Here is a 15527-nt window from a genome sequence, read left to right as displayed (position 1 = left end):
CTGGCCCGCGCGCCCGCCCCCGTTTCCCGCGCCAGGATCCCACGAGTTTCCCGCCCATGCCCGCCATCGGCACGCCTGCCACCGGACCCGCGGATACGGAGTCCGGCGTCGCCGCGGTGGTCGTGGCGGCCGGTCGCGGCATCCGCATCGGCGGCGGCACGCCCAAGCAGTACCGCAGGGTCGGCGGCCAGGCCGTTCTGACCCGTACGCTGGCGGCGCTGGCCGCCCAGGACACGATCGACCGGATCCAGCCGGTGATCGCCGCCGACGCGGCAGACTTCTTCCTCAGTTGCTTGGACGAACTCGCCCCCGGTCTCCGGGAAAAGATCGGCGCCCCCGTCGAGGGCGGGGCCACGCGCCAGCTCTCGGTGCGTGCCGGCCTCGAGGCGCTGGCGGCGGGTGCTGCGCCGGAGATCGTACTGGTCCACGACGCCGCCCGCCCCTACGTCGATGCGGCCTTGATCGCCCGGGCGATCGCGGCTGGCCGCGACCACGGCGCGGCGGTACCCGGCGTGCCGGTGACCGACACGGTCAAGCGCGTCGCCGAGATCGCCCCCGGTATCGGCCGCGTGATCGAGACCCCGCCCCGGGAGCACCTGCGCGCGGTCCAGACCCCCCAAGCCTTCGCCTTCGCCCCCCTGCTCGCCGCGCATCGCGACGCCGCCGGCCAGGGCCTCGACGGCTTCACCGACGACGGCGCGCTCGCCGAATGGGCGGGCTTGCCGGTGGTGGTGTTCCTGGGCGACATCGCCAACCGCAAGATCACCCAGCCCGCCGACCTGATCGAGGCGGATCGGGCCTTCGCGTCCGATTCAACCGAAACGCCAGCGCCCGGAGCCCGCGCCATGACCGCCTACGTCACCCGCCTCGGCACCGGCTTCGACGTCCACGCCTTCACGTCCGGCGACCACGTCTGGCTGGGCGGCATCAAGATCCCGGCCGATCGCGGCGTGCTGGCTCATTCCGACGGCGACGTGGCGCTGCATGCGCTCACCGATGCGCTGCTCGGCGCCATCGCGGACGGCGATATCGGCACGCATTTCCCGCCCTCCGACGAGCGTTGGCGGGGCGCTTCCTCGGACCAGTTCCTGGCCCACGCCTGTGCCCTCGTCCGCGCCCGCGGCGGTCGGATCGACCATCTCGACATCACCGTCCTGGCCGAGGCGCCGCGGATCGGCCAGCATCGGGAGGCGATCCGCGCCCGCATCGCCGAGATCGCCGGCGTGCCGCTCACTGCCGTTTCGATCAAGGCGACGACCACGGAGAAGCTCGGTTTCGTCGGCCGTGCCGAAGGCCTTGCAGCCCAGGCCGCCGCCACGATCCGCCTCCCCGAAGAGGACGGCCCGGTGCTCGACGCCGAGGCCGAGACCGCGATGCGGCAGGGGTAAACGGCTGGTTCGCATTGGCGGACCGAAGCTTATTCTGGCCGCCGCGTTCTACGTCTTGCTGCGCCCAGCCGCGATGTTCACGTCTCTGCTTTTACGGCGCGGCTTCCCCTCTCCCCGCGAGCGGGACGAGGGGATCCGTTCGGCCCGTCGCGCGAAGCCGTTAGCGCTGCGAGAGGAAGAGGCCGAAGGGTTTCCGACCGACCCCCGCCCTCATCCGCGTTGAACGCCGAAGGCACCCTCTCCAAAAAAGGAAATCACGCCGTCCGGAGCAGGAGCGCGATCGCCGCGATGGCGATCGTGGCCATCGTCAGCAGGATCCCGCCGCCCCGGCATGCGAACTGGCGGGGGGTGTTCGGCGCGGCGAACATGCCGATCGGGTGGAGGATACGGCCGACCAGCAGGGCGATCAGCAGGCCCTGGACCAGACCGTGGCCGCCGCCAGCCTCCAGCAGGGCGATCAGGATCAGCGCCAGCGGGACGTATTCCGAAAAGTTGGCGTGGGTGCGGACCCGCTTGAGCAGGGATGCGTCGCCGCCGTCGCCCAACAGGACGTTGTCGGAGACGCGGGATCCCATCACCCACCCGGACAAGCCGAGATACACGAGGGCGAGCAGCGCGGCGTAGAAGGCCGTGGTCGCGGGGAAGATCATCGGTGTTGGGTTTCCTGTCTGGGCAGCTGGTCCTTGAGCCAGGGCCGGCCTTGCGTCACAACACGAGATAGGGCGCTCCGGCCCAGGGCGAACCGCGTGCGATGATCGACGACACGGAGCTTCTGGACCGCGCCGAGGCGCTGGTCGCGGCCTACGCCAAGGCCGGGCGCACGATCGTCACGGCCGAATCGTGCACCGGGGGGCTGGTGGCGGGGCTGCTCACCGCGGTGCCGGGTTCCTCGGCGGTGGTCGAGCGCGGCTACGTCACCTACTCGAACGAGGCCAAGGCGGAGGCGATCGGGGTGCCGATCGACCTGATCCGCCGGCACGGCGCCGTCAGCGAGGATGTGGCCCGGGCGATGGCCTGCGGGGCGCTGTCGGCCTCGCGTGCCACGGTCGCGGTGGCGATCACGGGCATCGCAGGCCCCGGCGGCGGCAGCGCCGAGAAGCCGGTCGGGTTGGTGCATTTCGGGTTGGCCCTGCGCGACGGCGGACGCCGGCACCTGGAGCGGCGCTACGGCGACCTCGGACGCGGCGCGATCCGCCGCGCGGCGGTCGCGGACGCGCTCGGCCTGCTCGAGGGAGCGCTGGCGGACTGATCCAGCGGCGGGAGGGGTCGATGGTCAGCCTGAAGACCCAGCTCTGCATCGTCGGCGGCGGCCCGGCCGGGATGATGGCCGGACTGCTCTTCGCCCGGGCCGGGATCGCCGTGACGGTGCTGGAGAAGCACGCGGATTTCCTGCGCGACTTCCGCGGCGACACGATCCACCCCTCCACCCTCGACCTGATGGACGAGCTCGGCCTCGGCGAGCGCTTTCGCGCCCTGCCCCAGCGGCGGGTCGAGTCCTTCTCGGGAGTCGTGAACGGCCGGAGCTACCGGGTCGCCGATTTCAGCCGGCTGCCGACCCGCAACCGATTCCTGTCTTTCATGCCGCAATGGGATTTCTTGGACTTTCTCGCCGGCGAGGCGGGCCGCTATCCGGGGTTCCGGCTGATCCGCCGGACCGAGGCACGCGACCTCGTCGAAGCGGAGGGCCGGGTCGCGGGCGTGCGGGCCGAAGGGCCGGACGGGCCGGTGGAGATCCGGGCCGACCTCGTGCTCTGCGCGGATGGCCGGCATTCGCGGATGCGCCAACGCGCCGGCTTGGTGCCCCGGGCCTTCGGGGCGCCGATCGACGTGCTGTGGTTCCGCCTGCCCCGCCGGGACGGCGACCCCGAGGCGGCGGCCGGGCGCTTCGCACCGGGGCGTCTCCTGATCACCCTCGACCGGGGCGACATCTGGCAATGCGCCTACCTGGTCCCGAAGGGCGGGGACACGACGCTTCGCGCCAGGGGGCTGCCGGCCTTCCGGGCGGCGGTGGCCGAGATGGCACCGTTCCTGGCCGACCGCACCGAGTCCATTCCCGACTGGGACGCGGTCAAGCTCCTCACCGTGACCGTTGATCGGCTGGAGCGCTGGCACCGCCCCGGCCTGCTCTGCATCGGCGATGCCGCGCACGCGATGTCGCCGGTGGGTGGGGTCGGCATCAATCTCGCGATCCAGGACGCGGTGGCGGCGGCCAACATCCTGGCCGGGCCCCTGCGGTCCGGGCCGGTCGCCGAGGCAGACCTCGCGCGGATCCAGGCCCGGCGGTTGTTCCCGGTCCGGGCGACGCAGGCGCTACAGCGGTTCATCCAGGCCCGGGTGATCGCCACCACGCTCAAGGCCGATGCGCCGTTCCGGGCTCCGCTCGCCCTGCGGATCCTCGACAGGCTGCCGATCCTTCAGGTCCTGCCCGCCCGGATGATCGGGATGGGCGTGCGGCCGGAGCACGTGTCCGCGCCGGCCCGGACCTGACGCGTTCAGGCGGTGCCGTACATCCGGTTTGCCCGGCCCTCGAAGGCGTCGGTGAACTTGCGGAAGGCGCGGTCGAACATCGTGCCCATCAGGAGGCCCAGCGTCCGGCTCTTGAACTCGTAGGTGATGAAGAAATCCACGGCGCAGCCACCATTCGGCGCTTCCTTGAACAACCAGCGGTTCTCAAGGTGCCGGAACGGGCCGTCGATGTACTCGGCCACGATCTTGTGGTTGGCCGGATCGAGGCTGACCCGGGTGGTGAAGCGCTCGCGGATCGCCTTGTAGCCCACGCCCATCTCGGCGATCAGCACCTCACCGCCCTCCGGCATGTCCTGGTGCTGGACCTGCTGACGGCGGATCACCCGCAGGGATTCGCACAGCGGCAGGAACTCGGGATAGCGCTCCACGTCCGCCACGAGATCGTACATCTGCTGCGGCGAATGCCGCACCGTGCGGGTAACCCGGAAGGACGGCATTTCTGTTCCGACGTGCTCAGGCCGAGAGGGCGGGGGCGTGCGAGGAGGCATGCTTGGCGAGCCGGGCCGCCTGAAGCTTGGCGAAATCCTCGCCCGCATGGTGCGACGAGCGGGTCAGCGGCGTGGCCGAGACCAGCAGGAAGCCCTTGGCGTAGGCGGTGGTCTCGTAGGTCTTGAACTCGTCGGGCGGTACGAAGCGCACGACCTCGTGATGCTTCTTGGACGGCTGCAGGTACTGGCCGACGGTCAGGAAGTCGACCTCGGCCGAGCGCAGGTCGTCCATCAGCTGGAGCACTTCGTTGCGCTCCTCGCCCAGGCCGACCATGATGCCGGACTTGGTGAAGATCGTCGGGTCGAGCTCCTTCACCCGCTGCAGCAGGCGCACCGAGTGGAAGTAGCGGGCGCCCGGCCGCACCGTCAGGTACTTTGCTGGGACTGTCTCCAAGTTGTGGTTGAACACGTCGGGCTTGGCCGCGACCACGACCTCCAGGGCCCCGTCCTTGCGCAGGAAGTCCGGGGTGAGGATCTCCACCGTGGTACCGGGGCTCGCACGACGGATCGCCGCGATGGTCCGGGCGAAATGCTGCGCGCCGCCGTCCTTCAGGTCGTCCCGGTCCACCGAGGTGATCACGACGTGGTGCAGGCCGAGCTTGGCCACCGAGTCGGCGATTTTCTCGGGCTCGTGCTGATCCAGCGCGTCTGGCAGGCCGGTGCGGACGTTGCAGAAGGCGCAGGCCCGCGTGCAGGTGTCGCCCATGATCATGAAGGTGGCGTGCCGCTTCTCCCAGCACTCGCCGATATTCGGGCAGCCGGCCTCCTCGCAGACCGTGACGAGGCCGTGCTCGCGCACGATCTTCTGGGTCTCGGTCCAGGCCTTGGAGCCCGGCGCCTTGACCCGGATCCAGTCCGGCTTCTTCGCCTGGACGGGCTGGTCCGGCCGGTGCGCCTTCTCGGGATGGCGCAGGCGCGCGGCGCGCGGATCGTTCTTCAGGATGTCGAGGACGATGGCCATGCCACACCGCGGGGAAGCGCCCGGGGGCGCGGTCGGTCAGTAGAGACTGACTTAAGGCGCCCGGCCCCGCGCCGCAAACCACCGCGACGCCGGGACGCCATGCGGTGGTTGAGGATGCCGCGTTTCCGTCAGATCCCGAGCACCCGCACGAGCAGGCCGGCCAGTGCCGCCCCGATCACCGGGCCGCCCACCGGAACCAGCGCGTAGCCCCAGTCGGACGCGCCCTTTCCGGCGATCGGCAGGATTGCGTGGGCGATGCGCGGCCCGAGGTCGCGAGCGGGGTTGATGGCGTAGCCGGTGGTGCCGCCGAGCGAGAGGCCGACGCCCCAGACCAGCATGCCGACCATGTAGGGCGCGACCCCGCGCGGGATCGCCCCGGAGGCGCCCAGCGTGTTGGTCACCAGCGCCGAGATGGTCAGGATCAGGAAGAAGGTCGCGATGATCTCCGACGTCCAGTTGGCCTTGGCGTCCCGGATCGCCGGCCCGGTGCAGAAGCAGGCGAGCTTCAGGTCCTGCTCGGGGGTTGCCGCCCAGTGCGGCAGGTAGTGCAGCCAGACGATCGCCGCCCCCGCGAAGGCGCCGAGCATCTGGGCCGGGATGTAGACGGCGAGCTTCGAGACATCCCCGGAGCTGACGGCGCCCGCCACGGTCACGGCCGGGTTGAGGTGCGCGTCCGGGCTGCCGGTGGCGGTGGCGACGAAGATCCCGGCGAGCACCGCGAAGGCCCAGCCGGCGGTGATCGCGATCCAGCCCGCGTTCTCGGCCTTGGATCCCTTGAGCAGGGCGCCGGCGACGACGCCGTCTCCGAGCACGATCAGGGTCATCGTGCCGAGGAATTCACCCAGGAATGGCGACGTCATGGTCTGGTCTCCCCCAAAGATCGTCTTGTTACGAAAGTCTTTTTTTGAGGTTCTTCCGTCGCCGACCTCGGGCGTTGGCTGGAGGTCGGAACTTGCGGGTCTCAAAGGGCCCGGGCCTTTTCGCGTGCGCGGGGTTACGCCCGGCCATCCTGGGGGGCTCCGCCCCCGAACCCCTGCCGAAGGTCCCGCGCTCTCTCGAGCCGCGGGACCGGCCCGCTCAATCCTCGTCGAGCTTCCAGTCGAAGGAGCGCTGCACCGCCCGGCCCCAGGCGGCGGCGATCTTCTCGCGCTGGCCGGCATCCATCTTCGGGGTCCAGCGCTTGTCGACGCCCCAGTTGCGCTTGAGGTCGTCGAGGCCCTTCCAGTAGCCGACCGCGAGGCCGGCCGCGTAGGCGGCGCCGAGCGCCGTGGTCTCGGAGACCTTCGGGCGCACCACCGGCACGTCGAGCATGTCGGCCTGGAACTGCATCAGCGTGTTGTTGGCGACCATCCCGCCATCGGCCCGCAATTCTTTGACCGGAATGCCGGAATCCCGCGCCATGGCGTCCAGCACCTCGTGGGTCTGGAAGGCCGTCGCTTCCAGCACCGAGCGGGCGATGTGGCCGCGGTTGACGTAGCGGGTCAGGCCGATGATCAGCCCGCGCGCGCCCTCGTTCCAGTGCGGCGCGTAGAGGCCCGAGAAGGCCGGCACGAAGTAGACGCCGCCGTTGTCCTCGACGGTGGTTGCGAGCGTCTCGACCTCGGCCGAGTCCTTGATCATGTGGAGGTTGTCGCGCAGCCACTGCACCAGGGCGCCGGTGATCGCGATGGAGCCTTCGAGCGCGTAGGCGGGCTTCTGGCCGTCGAGGCGGTAGGCCAGGGTCGTGACCAGGCCGGCCTTGGATGGGACGGGCTCGGTGCCGGTGTTCATCAGCGCGAAGCAGCCGGTGCCGTAGGTGTTCTTGGCCTCGCCGGGTGCGAAGCAGGTCTGCCCGAACAGGGCCGCCTGCTGGTCGCCCAGGATGCCGGCGATCGGCACGCCCGCGAACGGCGCCTTGGTCTCGCCGTAGACCTCGCTCGACGAGACGATCCTCGGCAGCATCGCCTTCGGGATGCCGAAGACGCTCAGCATACCGTCGTCCCATTCCAGGGTCTTCAGCGACATCAGCTGCGTGCGGCTGGCGTTGGTCACGTCGGTGACGTGCAGCCCGCCCTCGGTGCCGCCGGTGAGGTTCCAGACCAGCCAGGTGTCGATGTTGCCGAACAGCACGTCGCCGGCCTCGGCCCGCTCGCGGGCGCCCTCGACATGATCGAGCAGCCAGCGCAGCTTGAGGCCCGAGAAATAGCTCGCCAGGGGCAGGCCGGTGAGGTCGCGGAACCGGTCGCGGCCGCCGTCGCGGGCGAATTCGGAGACCAGCCGGTCGTTGCGGGTGTCCTGCCAGACCAGGGCGTTGTGCAGCGGCTTGCCGGTGCGCCGGTCCCAGATCAGCGTGGTCTCGCGCTGGTTGGTAATGCCGACGGCCGCGAGGTCGGTGGGCTGGAGGCCGGCCTTGTCCAGGGCCTCGCGCATCACACCCTGCGTCTTGGTCCAGATCTCGGCGGCGTCGTGCTCGACATGGCCAGGAGCCGGATAGATCTGCGCGTGCTCGGCCTGGGCCAGCGCGATCACGCTGCCCTCGCGATCGAACACCATGAAGCGGCTGCTCGTGGTGCCCTGGTCGATGGCCCCGACGTAACGGCTCATCGTTCCCTCCCTGTGTTATGCCCGACCGGTCTCGCGCCGGATCGGGTTCGGCAAGATCATGCGGCCTCGGCCCTGCGGTCGAGGTAGGCGGCGAGGCGTGCGGCGCTTTCCGGGCCGGTGCGCAGGCCGAGCTTCGAGCGGCGCCAGAGGATGTCCTCGGCGGTGACCGCCCATTCCGCGACCCGCAGGTAATCGACCTCGGCCGCCGTGAGGCCGCCATCGAAGACTTCGCCGAGATCGGCCATGGATTGCGCGGTCCCCACGATCTCGCGCGCCTTGGTTCCGTAGGCGCGAGCGAGGCGCCGCGCGGTCTCGGCGGGCAGGAACGGTTTTTCCGCCTGGAGCTTGGCGAGGAACGTGTCGAAATCCGCGTCTGGCATGGCGCCGCCGGGCAGCACCGCATCGCCGGTCCAGGCCGGCTTGAGGCCGGGGAAGAACGGCTTGAGCTTCTCGATCGCGTGCTCGGCCAAGCGCCGGTAGGTGGTGATCTTGCCGCCGAACACCGACAGCACGGCCGCCTTGCCGCCCTGGTCCTCCACGTCGAGGACGTAGTCGCGGGTCACCGCGGAGGCGTTCTCGGCGGCGTCGTCGTAGAGCGGGCGCACGCCCGAATAGCTCCAGACCACGTCGGCCGGGGTGATGCGCGTGTCGAACGAGCGGTTGACGCAGCCGCAGAGGTAATCGGTCTCGTCTCGGGAGATCGAGACCGGCCCGGGCTCGCCGTCATACGGCACGTCGGTGGTGCCGATCAGCGTGAAGTCGCGCTCGTAGGGGATCGCGAAGATGATGCGCTTGTCGGGCTGCTGCAGGATGTAGGCCTGGTCGCCCGGGAACAGGCGCTTCACCACGATGTGGCTGCCCTTGATCAGACGGACCGCCGCGCGGCTGTTGATGCCGAGCGTGCCGCCCAGGGTCGCGCTGACCCAAGGGCCTGCGGCGTTGACCACGGCCTTGGCCCGCACGGTCCGCTCGCCGCCGCCGCGCTCGTCCCGCAACGTCGCGACCCAGCCGTCGCCATCGCGCCGGGCCGAGACGACGCCGGTGCGGGTCAGCACCGTGGCGCCGCGCTCGCGGGCATCCATGGCGTTGAGCACGACCAGGCGGCTGTCCTCCACCCAGCAGTCGGAATAGACGAAGCCGCGGGTCAGGCGCTTCTGCAGCGGCGCGCCGTAGGGCGAGCTGCGCAGGTCCACGGACTTGGAGCCCTGCAGGGTCCGCAGCCGCGCGAGATGGTCGTACAGGAACAGGCCGAGGCGCAGCATCCAGGCCGGGCGCAGGCCCTCGTCGTGGGGCAGCACGAAGCGCAGCGGCCAGATCACGTGGGGCGCCTGCCGCAGCAGCCGCTCGCGCTCGGCCAAGGCCTCCCGCACCAGACGGAACTCGTAATATTCGAGGTAGCGCAGGCCGCCGTGGATCAGCTTCGTCGAGGACGAGGAGGTGAAGCCGGCCAGATCCCCGCGCTCGGCCAGCAGGACCGACAGGCCGCGGCCCGCCGCGTCGCGTGCGATCCCGGTGCCGTTGATGCCGCCGCCGATGACCAGGAGATCGTAGGCGTCGGACGGCTCGTGCTGGCGCTGTGCAGCCGGCATTGTTCCTCCTCTCCTGCCCTCGATGGCAGGTTGAGGACATATTGAGCCGCCCGAACATTTTCGCAAGCGAAAAAAACGAAGTTCGTTACGGTTCGTCTGCGCTGTCCGCCACCGCCAGGGTCACGCCCTGCCGCTCAATCATCGCGACGATTTCCGGGGGCGGCATCCGGTCGGTGAAGAACGTGTCGACCTGATCCAGGCGACCGACCTGCACCATCGGCCTCCGGGTGAACTTGGTATGGTCCGCCACCAGGAAGGTCTTGCGGGCATGGGCCAGGATGGTCTGCGTCGCCCGCACCTCCTCGTAATCGTAGTCGAGCAGCGCGCCGTCGGCATCGATCCCGCTGATGCCGATCACCGCCACGTCGACCCGGAACTGGCTGAGCGTGTCGCAGGTGAGCTGGCCCAACACCGCGCCGTCGCGGTTGCGCACAGTGCCGCCGGCCACGACGATGTGGAATTCCGTGGCCTCGGCGAGCGACAGGGCGACGTTCAGGTTGTTGGTGATGACGCTGAGGTCGTCGTGCCGGGTCAATTCCCGGGCCACGGCCTCGGGGGTCGTGCCGATGTTGACGAAGACCGAGCAGTGGGACGGGATCCGGCTGGCGGCCAACCGGCCGATCCGGGTCTTCTCGGGGAGCAGGGTCACCCGGCGGTCGGCGTAGTCGATGTTCTCGACGCTCGACGGCAGCCCGCCCCCGCCCCGGTAGCGCTCCAGCCGCCCTTCCGCGCTCAGCTCGTTGAGGTCGCGCCGGATCGTCTGGACGGTGACGCCGAATTGCGCGGCGAGGGCCTCGATGGTGACGAAGCCCCGCTGACGGACGGATGCCACGATGGCGCTGCGCCGCCCCTCGACGCCGGACACCTCGACCCTGTCCTCGGATCTCCGGTCGAGCGGTCGTGACATCGACACTCCTGGCGTTCCCCGATCCGCTCGAAGACGCGGATGTTCGTTTGCGAACATTGTGTGCGTGCAGCGGCTTTCGCAGGAGAGTGAACCGGCGGGCGTGGCCGGGCAACCGCTTCGGTGCTGTGAACCGATGGATTCACAGACCTGCCGGAGGCTACGCCTGCCCCGTGGGAGGTTCGCGCTGTGCGCGGCTCCGCTCGTATTCGCCGTACCGATCCCGCGGGCCTGCGGCCAAAAGCCCGCAAAAAAGGCCTGTCGCGGGTGCGACAGGCCCGTTCGTCCGGGTGACGCCGCCGTGCGGCGTCCCGGCAGATCACATCTGGTGGTGACGCATCCGGCGGTGATGCTTCATCATGCGCTTGTGCTTCATGCGCTTGCGCATCATCGGACGCTCGACCGGGGCTGCACCGCGCTCCATGGCGGCGGCTTCGCCAGCGCGCTCCATGCCGCCGCGGGGACCGCCCGCCTGGGCGCCGGAGGAGTTGTAGGGCGAGTTGCCCTGGGCGTAGGCGGAGCCCGCGAGCAGCGTCAGCGACGCGGCGGCCAACAGAAGTTTCCTCATGATCAATCCCTGGGCGTAGACTGTCGCAGGCGAGGCGCCGTCCGTCGTCTGGGTGGTGCCGCTGCGTCGGAAAATAAGCGGCCCAGAGGAGACTTGGTTCCCCGATCCCGCGTTTCGGAGACGAATGATTGCTTGGCGGGGTCCGAGGGCCTATTTCGCGACCTGTCCCGGCGCGACCGCGCCCGGGATGCGTTCGGGAGGGGGCGGCTTTGGCCAGCAGCGGTTCGGCCTATCTGCTCCTGGATGTCGCCGGCACGCCCTGCGCCCTGCCGCGCGCGGCGGTGTCCGAGATCCTGCCCCTGCCGGCCCTGCACAATCCCCCCGCCACGGGCGGCTGGCTCGCCGGCTTCCTCAACCTCGGCGGCGCGCCGATTCCGGTGATCGATCTGGCCCCGCTGCTCGGCCTGCGCCAGGCCGCGACGGCTCCGAGCCTCTACGCGCATCTCGTACTGACCCGCGACGACGCGGTCGCGTACCTCGTCGATCGCGCCGCCGACCTCGTGGTCGTCCCGGATTCCGCGATCCGGCCGGCCGAGGAGGCCGGGACGCTCAACGGCTGCGTGGCCGCCGAACTCGTGATCGGCGACAGCCTGGTACACGCCCTGGCGCCCGAGGGGTTGCTGACCGCGCAGGAACGGGCCCGGATCGCGGCGCTGACCCGGGCCGCCGCCGAGCGTCTCGCCGCTTTGCCGCCGTCCGCGTGATCCCACGATGGCGCGCCAAGTTCCGCCCCGCCCCCATCCGGGCGACGACCCCGCCTATGCTGCCCTGAAGGCACGCATCATCGCCCGCACGGGCCACCATTATTATATCGACAAGGACGAACTCCTGATCGAGCGCCTGCGCCGGCGCTTCCGGGCCACCGCCGTCGCCGACTGCGCCGCCTACAGCGTCTTGCTGGCCGACCGGTCCCGGGGCGAGGCGGAATGGGCCTGCCTGGAGGCCGAGATCACCGTTGGCGAGACCTTCTTCTTCCGGTACGCGGAGCAGTTCCAGGCCCTGCGCCAGACGATCCTGCCCGCGCTGATCGCGGCTCACAGCCTCGACCGCACCCTCCGGATCTGGAGCGCCGGCTGCTCGACCGGCGCCGAGCCCTATTCCCTGGCGATCTTGGTCCGCGAGGCCCTGGGCGACGCCCTGCCCGACTGGCGGATCGCGATCCTCGGCACCGATATCAGCGTCGAGGCGCTGGCCACCGCCCGGGCCGCCGAGTACGGGCGCTGGGCGCTTCGCACCATGCCGCCGGAGGACCGGCTGCGCTACTTCACGCGCCTGCCCCCCGCCCCCGGGATCCGCCGCGAGGGCGGTTACGCCCTGCGGCCGGAATTCCGCGCGCTGGTGCGGTTCGAGCGGGGCAACTTGTTAAGCCTCATCGAGCCCAAGACCCCGCCGGGCGAAGGGTACGACCTGATCCTGTGCCGCAACGTGCTGATCTATTTCGAGGCCGAGACGGTGGCCGCGGTGGTGCGCGGCCTCGGGCGCAGACTTCGGCCGGACGGCTGGCTGCTGCTGGGCCATGCCGAGCCGAACCCGACCTTCTCGGGGTTCCTCGATCCCGTAAGCCTGCCCGGGACCGTGGCCTACCGCCGCCTTGCCGACGCGGTGCCGCCCGCGCCCCGGCCGGTCCCGCCGCCGGCCGAGCCAGAGCCCCGCCCCCGGCCTGTCGAGGAACCGCGGGCGGCGCTCGAGACCGTCGTGGCGACCCTGGCGCAGCCGCGCCCGCCCGCAATGGAGGTGGCCGAGCGGTCCTCTGTCGAGATCGTGGCCGCCGACCCGGACGCGCCGGCCGGTGACCTCGCCCGCATCCGTGCGCTCGCCGATGCCGGCGAAACCGGCGCCGCCTGGCGGGTCCTGCGCGGCGCCCTTGCGCACGACCCGACCGATCCGGCCCTGCGCTTCTACGAGGGCCTGCTCGCCCGCACCCTCGGCCGGGACGACGAAGCCGAGCGCGCGCTGCGGGCAGCGCTCTACCTCGACCGGGGCTTCGTGATGGCCCACTACCATCTCGGGCTGCTGCTGATCGGGCTCGACCGTCCCGTCGAGGCGGCCCGCGCCCTCGACAACGCCATCGCGTTGAGCCAAGCCCTCGGACCGAACACGCTCCTGCTCGAGGGCGACGGCGCCGCGGCCTGCGAGATCGCCGCCGGTGCCACCGCCGCCCGCGCCGGGCTCGGGCCGGAGCGTGGCCCTGACAGCGGCATCGGGAGCCCCTGATGGAAGCGCAGCCCAGCGCGCCGGATCGCGGCGGGCGCCCCAAGTCCGACCAGGCGCTCGAGTCCGACCGGGACCTGGTGGCCGAGCGCACCGCAGCGCTGGCCCAGCGCAGAGTCTTCTCTGCCGGGCCGGAGACCGGCATCGACCACCTCGTTTGCGCCTGCGGGGCCGAGCGCTACGGGCTGCCGCTCGCCGCGGTAGCGCACGTTCTGCCGATGCGCCCGTGCACGCCGATGCCGGGAGCGGTGCCGGCGCTGCTCGGCCTGATCGCGCTGTCGGGCCGGATCGTCGGCGTCCTGGGCCTTGCCCGGGCGCTGGGCCGCCCTGAATCGCCCCCCGACGGCGAGCGCGGGGGCGGGCATCTCGTCGTGCTGCGCGGCGGCCAGGCTCAACCCGTCGCTCTGGCGGTCGACCGGGTGCTGGGCATCGCCACCGCCTCTGTCGACTCGACCGCGGAGGACGCCGATCCGGCCGGATTGGGCAATGCCGCCGCTTCGGGTTATGCCCCCGCCTCGGCCGGCGACGGCCGACCGGATTTCGTCGTCGTCGACCTTCCCCGCCTCTTGCGTCGCGTGCTGCCCTAAAATCCCGTCCGCGCGCCCCTCCACCGGAGCCAGCCCCGACCGTGACGTTCTCGATCGGAAGACGCATCCTCCTCGGCTTCGTGGCCGTCACCGTGGTGATCGTGGCGCTCGGCTTCTACGCGCTGGAGCAGATCGGGGCGGTGCGCGACACCACCGACGCCATCGTCCGGCGCGACATGTCGGTGCTGCGCCAGCTCGACGACCTCGGCAACCAGGCCCGGGATCTCGGGCTCCTGCGGCGCAGCGCCGTGATCGCGATGCTGTCGCAGGCGCAAGGGCGGCCGGCGCGCGCCGACGATACCCTGACGACCTGGCGCCGGACCGCCGCCCAGATCGAGAGCGGCCTCGCCGCCACGATGCAACTCGCCGGCGAGTACCGGACCCAGTCGATCTCCACCGAGCGCAACGCCGTCTGGGACCGCATCGCCACGGCCGCGGCGGACGTGCAGCGCTCGTTCCGGGAGGTGCGGAGCGTCGGCGAGGCGCAGTTCGCCGCCATCGCCCGACAGGACGTCGCCGGGGTCGAGGCGCGCAACGACGAGATCAGCCGACTGCAGGCGCCGTTCCTGGGGGGCATCACGAACCTGCGCACCCTGCTCGACGGCGGTATGGCCCTGGGGCAGCGCGCCGCCCACGAGGTCTACGAGCGCTCGCGCCTGTCGATCTACCTGACGCTGACTGCAGCCGTGCTGCTGGCGATCATCGTCACCTGGATGATCCGGCAGGCCGTGGTGCGCCCGCTGGAGACCGTGATGGGCTTCGTGGAGCGGGTCGGCGACGGGGATCTCTCGGGCCGGCTCGACATGCGCGGCGGCGACGAGATCGCGCGCCTGGGGCGGACCCTGAACGCGATGGTGGACAACCTGTCGGACCTCGCCCGCACGAGCCGGGCGGCCACCGCCGACCTGAACGCCGCCGCGGCCGAGATCCGCGCCTCGGCGCAGCAGCAGGCGGCGTCGGTCGAGGAGCAGTTCGCGGCCGTGCAGGAGACTGCGGCCACGGTGGACGAGATCACCCATTCCGGCGCCCAGATCGGCAAGCGCGCCACCGAGGTGATCGCCACCGCCCAGGCCACGGCCCAGACCTCCCGGCAGGGCCTGCGCGCGGTCTCCGACACCGCCAAGGCGATGGACGCGATCCGCGAGCAGGCCGAGGCGGTGGCCGGCAACATCGTCAGCCTGTCGGAGAAGACCCAGACGATCGGCGACATCATCGAGACGGTCAACGACATCTCGGAGCGCACGCACCTGCTGGCGCTGAACGCCGCGATCGAGGCGGCGGCGGCCGGCGAGAGCGGGCGCAGCTTCGCCGTGGTGGCCTCCGAGATGAAGCTGCTGGCCGACCAGGCCAAGGCGGCCACCGGTCAGGTCCGGGGGATCCTGGGCGAGATCCAGCGGGGCATCAACACGTCGGTGATGCTCACCGAGGAGGCGGTCAAGCGCGCGGCGGCCGGCAAGACGCGCTCGGACACGACCCAGCGGACGATCGAGGAGATCACGGCGCGGGTGGAGGAGAACGTGCAGACGTTCCAGCAGATCGTGGCCTCGACCAACCAGCAGCAGCTCGGGATCGAGCAGGTGATGGGCGCGCTGCAGAACATCCGCCAGGCCAGCCAGCAGACGGCGGCCGGCACCCGCGAGGTCGAGGCGGCCTCGGCCAACCTCACCGAACTCGCCCAGGCCCTCATGGCCCTGGCCGAACGCTACCGGCACTGAGGGCGGT

At 71.0% G+C, this 15527-nt stretch carries 15 protein-coding genes; 7 read left to right on the top strand and 8 right to left on the bottom strand.

Annotated features, from left to right (window positions below):
* The first annotated feature begins 56 nt into the window (after positions 1-56).
* A complete protein-coding gene (locus tag ACYQPG_RS14160) occupies positions 57-1388 on the top strand; it encodes a bifunctional 2-C-methyl-D-erythritol 4-phosphate cytidylyltransferase/2-C-methyl-D-erythritol 2,4-cyclodiphosphate synthase (protein WP_147909197.1) in 1332 nt (443 codons plus the stop codon).
* A gap of 254 nt (positions 1389-1642) precedes the next feature.
* Here ACYQPG_RS14160 and ACYQPG_RS14155 read toward each other — a convergent pair whose 3' ends face one another.
* Positions 1643-2038: an MAPEG family protein gene (locus tag ACYQPG_RS14155; protein ID WP_461231155.1), complete on the bottom strand. Its 396-nt coding sequence runs from the start codon at positions 2036-2038 to the stop codon at positions 1643-1645.
* 101 nt (positions 2039-2139) lie between these two features.
* On the opposite strand from ACYQPG_RS14155, the gene ACYQPG_RS14150 reads away from it, so the two are divergent.
* Both ACYQPG_RS14150 and ACYQPG_RS14145 read left to right on the top strand, forming a co-directional pair.
* The gene (locus tag ACYQPG_RS14150) at positions 2140-2637 is read left to right on the top strand and encodes a CinA family protein (protein WP_147939567.1); all 498 of its coding nucleotides are present in this window, start codon (positions 2140-2142) and stop codon (positions 2635-2637) included.
* Between the two features lie 20 nt (positions 2638-2657).
* The gene (locus ACYQPG_RS14145; protein WP_461231154.1) at positions 2658-3875 is read left to right on the top strand and encodes an FAD-dependent oxidoreductase; all 1218 of its coding nucleotides are present in this window, start codon (positions 2658-2660) and stop codon (positions 3873-3875) included.
* A gap of 5 nt (positions 3876-3880) precedes the next feature.
* Here the strand turns inward: ACYQPG_RS14145 and ACYQPG_RS14140 are convergent, their stop codons facing one another.
* The 7 genes from ACYQPG_RS14140 to ACYQPG_RS14110 form a co-directional block, all read right to left on the bottom strand.
* Positions 3881-4351 (bottom strand): type II toxin-antitoxin system RatA family toxin, encoded by a 471-nt coding sequence (locus tag ACYQPG_RS14140; protein WP_147939569.1) that lies wholly within the window; start codon positions 4349-4351, stop codon positions 3881-3883.
* Between the two features lie 16 nt (positions 4352-4367).
* Entirely contained in the window at positions 4368-5363 is a 996-nt protein-coding gene (lipA, locus tag ACYQPG_RS14135) for a lipoyl synthase (RefSeq protein ID WP_147909192.1), read from the bottom strand.
* 128 nt (positions 5364-5491) lie between these two features.
* Positions 5492-6223, bottom strand: a complete 732-nt coding sequence (locus ACYQPG_RS14130) for an MIP/aquaporin family protein (RefSeq protein WP_147909191.1) — start codon at positions 6221-6223, stop codon at positions 5492-5494.
* Positions 6224-6440: 217 nt separating this feature from the next.
* Positions 6441-7946: a glycerol kinase GlpK gene (glpK, locus tag ACYQPG_RS14125; RefSeq protein ID WP_461231153.1), complete on the bottom strand. Its 1506-nt coding sequence runs from the start codon at positions 7944-7946 to the stop codon at positions 6441-6443.
* Between the two features lie 56 nt (positions 7947-8002).
* Positions 8003-9535, bottom strand: a complete 1533-nt coding sequence (gene glpD / locus ACYQPG_RS14120; RefSeq protein ID WP_461231152.1) for a glycerol-3-phosphate dehydrogenase — start codon at positions 9533-9535, stop codon at positions 8003-8005.
* 85 nt (positions 9536-9620) lie between these two features.
* Positions 9621-10442, bottom strand: a complete 822-nt coding sequence (locus tag ACYQPG_RS14115; RefSeq protein ID WP_147909188.1) for a DeoR/GlpR family DNA-binding transcription regulator — start codon at positions 10440-10442, stop codon at positions 9621-9623.
* A gap of 316 nt (positions 10443-10758) precedes the next feature.
* A complete protein-coding gene (locus ACYQPG_RS14110) occupies positions 10759-11007 on the bottom strand; it encodes a hypothetical protein (protein ID WP_147857686.1) in 249 nt (82 codons plus the stop codon).
* Positions 11008-11216: 209 nt separating this feature from the next.
* On the opposite strand from ACYQPG_RS14110, the gene ACYQPG_RS14105 reads away from it, so the two are divergent.
* The 4 genes from ACYQPG_RS14105 to ACYQPG_RS14090 are packed head-to-tail and all read left to right on the top strand — an operon-like array spanning position 11217 to position 15520.
* The gene (locus ACYQPG_RS14105) at positions 11217-11711 is read left to right on the top strand and encodes a chemotaxis protein CheW (RefSeq protein WP_147909187.1); all 495 of its coding nucleotides are present in this window, start codon (positions 11217-11219) and stop codon (positions 11709-11711) included.
* 7 nt (positions 11712-11718) lie between these two features.
* The gene (locus ACYQPG_RS14100) at positions 11719-13221 is read left to right on the top strand and encodes a CheR family methyltransferase (protein ID WP_147939574.1); all 1503 of its coding nucleotides are present in this window, start codon (positions 11719-11721) and stop codon (positions 13219-13221) included.
* Positions 13221-13805, top strand: coding sequence for a chemotaxis protein CheW (locus ACYQPG_RS14095; RefSeq protein WP_419829660.1), 585 nt, complete (start codon positions 13221-13223; stop codon positions 13803-13805). Before ACYQPG_RS14100 ends, ACYQPG_RS14095 begins: the two co-directional genes overlap by 1 nt.
* Positions 13806-13846: 41 nt before the next feature.
* Entirely contained in the window at positions 13847-15520 is a 1674-nt protein-coding gene (locus tag ACYQPG_RS14090; RefSeq protein ID WP_147939576.1) for a methyl-accepting chemotaxis protein, read from the top strand.
* Positions 15521-15527 lie beyond the last annotated feature (7 nt).

The organism is Methylobacterium sp. CM6246 (genome assembly GCF_054818005.1).
Note: the sequence above shows the minus strand (reverse complement) of the source record. Positions and strands in the feature narration are given on the sequence as shown.

What these genes read in the sequence shown, in the direction of transcription:
- ACYQPG_RS14160 (WP_147909197.1), top strand. Translation starts at nt 57, where the DNA reads ATGCCCGCCATCGGCACGCCTGCCACCGGACCCGCGGATACGGAGTCC.
- ACYQPG_RS14155 (WP_461231155.1), bottom strand. Translation starts at nt 2,038, where the DNA reads ATGATCTTCCCCGCGACCACGGCCTTCTACGCCGCGCTGCTCGCCCTC.
- ACYQPG_RS14150 (WP_147939567.1), top strand. Translation starts at nt 2,140, where the DNA reads ATGATCGACGACACGGAGCTTCTGGACCGCGCCGAGGCGCTGGTCGCG.
- ACYQPG_RS14145 (WP_461231154.1), top strand. Translation starts at nt 2,658, where the DNA reads ATGGTCAGCCTGAAGACCCAGCTCTGCATCGTCGGCGGCGGCCCGGCC.
- ACYQPG_RS14140 (WP_147939569.1), bottom strand. Translation starts at nt 4,351, where the DNA reads ATGCCGTCCTTCCGGGTTACCCGCACGGTGCGGCATTCGCCGCAGCAG.
- lipA (WP_147909192.1), bottom strand. Translation starts at nt 5,363, where the DNA reads ATGGCCATCGTCCTCGACATCCTGAAGAACGATCCGCGCGCCGCGCGC.
- ACYQPG_RS14130 (WP_147909191.1), bottom strand. Translation starts at nt 6,223, where the DNA reads ATGACGTCGCCATTCCTGGGTGAATTCCTCGGCACGATGACCCTGATC.
- glpK (WP_461231153.1), bottom strand. Translation starts at nt 7,946, where the DNA reads ATGAGCCGTTACGTCGGGGCCATCGACCAGGGCACCACGAGCAGCCGC.
- glpD (WP_461231152.1), bottom strand. Translation starts at nt 9,535, where the DNA reads ATGCCGGCTGCACAGCGCCAGCACGAGCCGTCCGACGCCTACGATCTC.
- ACYQPG_RS14115 (WP_147909188.1), bottom strand. Translation starts at nt 10,442, where the DNA reads ATGTCACGACCGCTCGACCGGAGATCCGAGGACAGGGTCGAGGTGTCC.
- ACYQPG_RS14110 (WP_147857686.1), bottom strand. Translation starts at nt 11,007, where the DNA reads ATGAGGAAACTTCTGTTGGCCGCCGCGTCGCTGACGCTGCTCGCGGGC.
- ACYQPG_RS14100 (WP_147939574.1), top strand. Translation starts at nt 11,719, where the DNA reads ATGGCGCGCCAAGTTCCGCCCCGCCCCCATCCGGGCGACGACCCCGCC.
- ACYQPG_RS14095 (WP_419829660.1), top strand. Translation starts at nt 13,221, where the DNA reads ATGGAAGCGCAGCCCAGCGCGCCGGATCGCGGCGGGCGCCCCAAGTCC.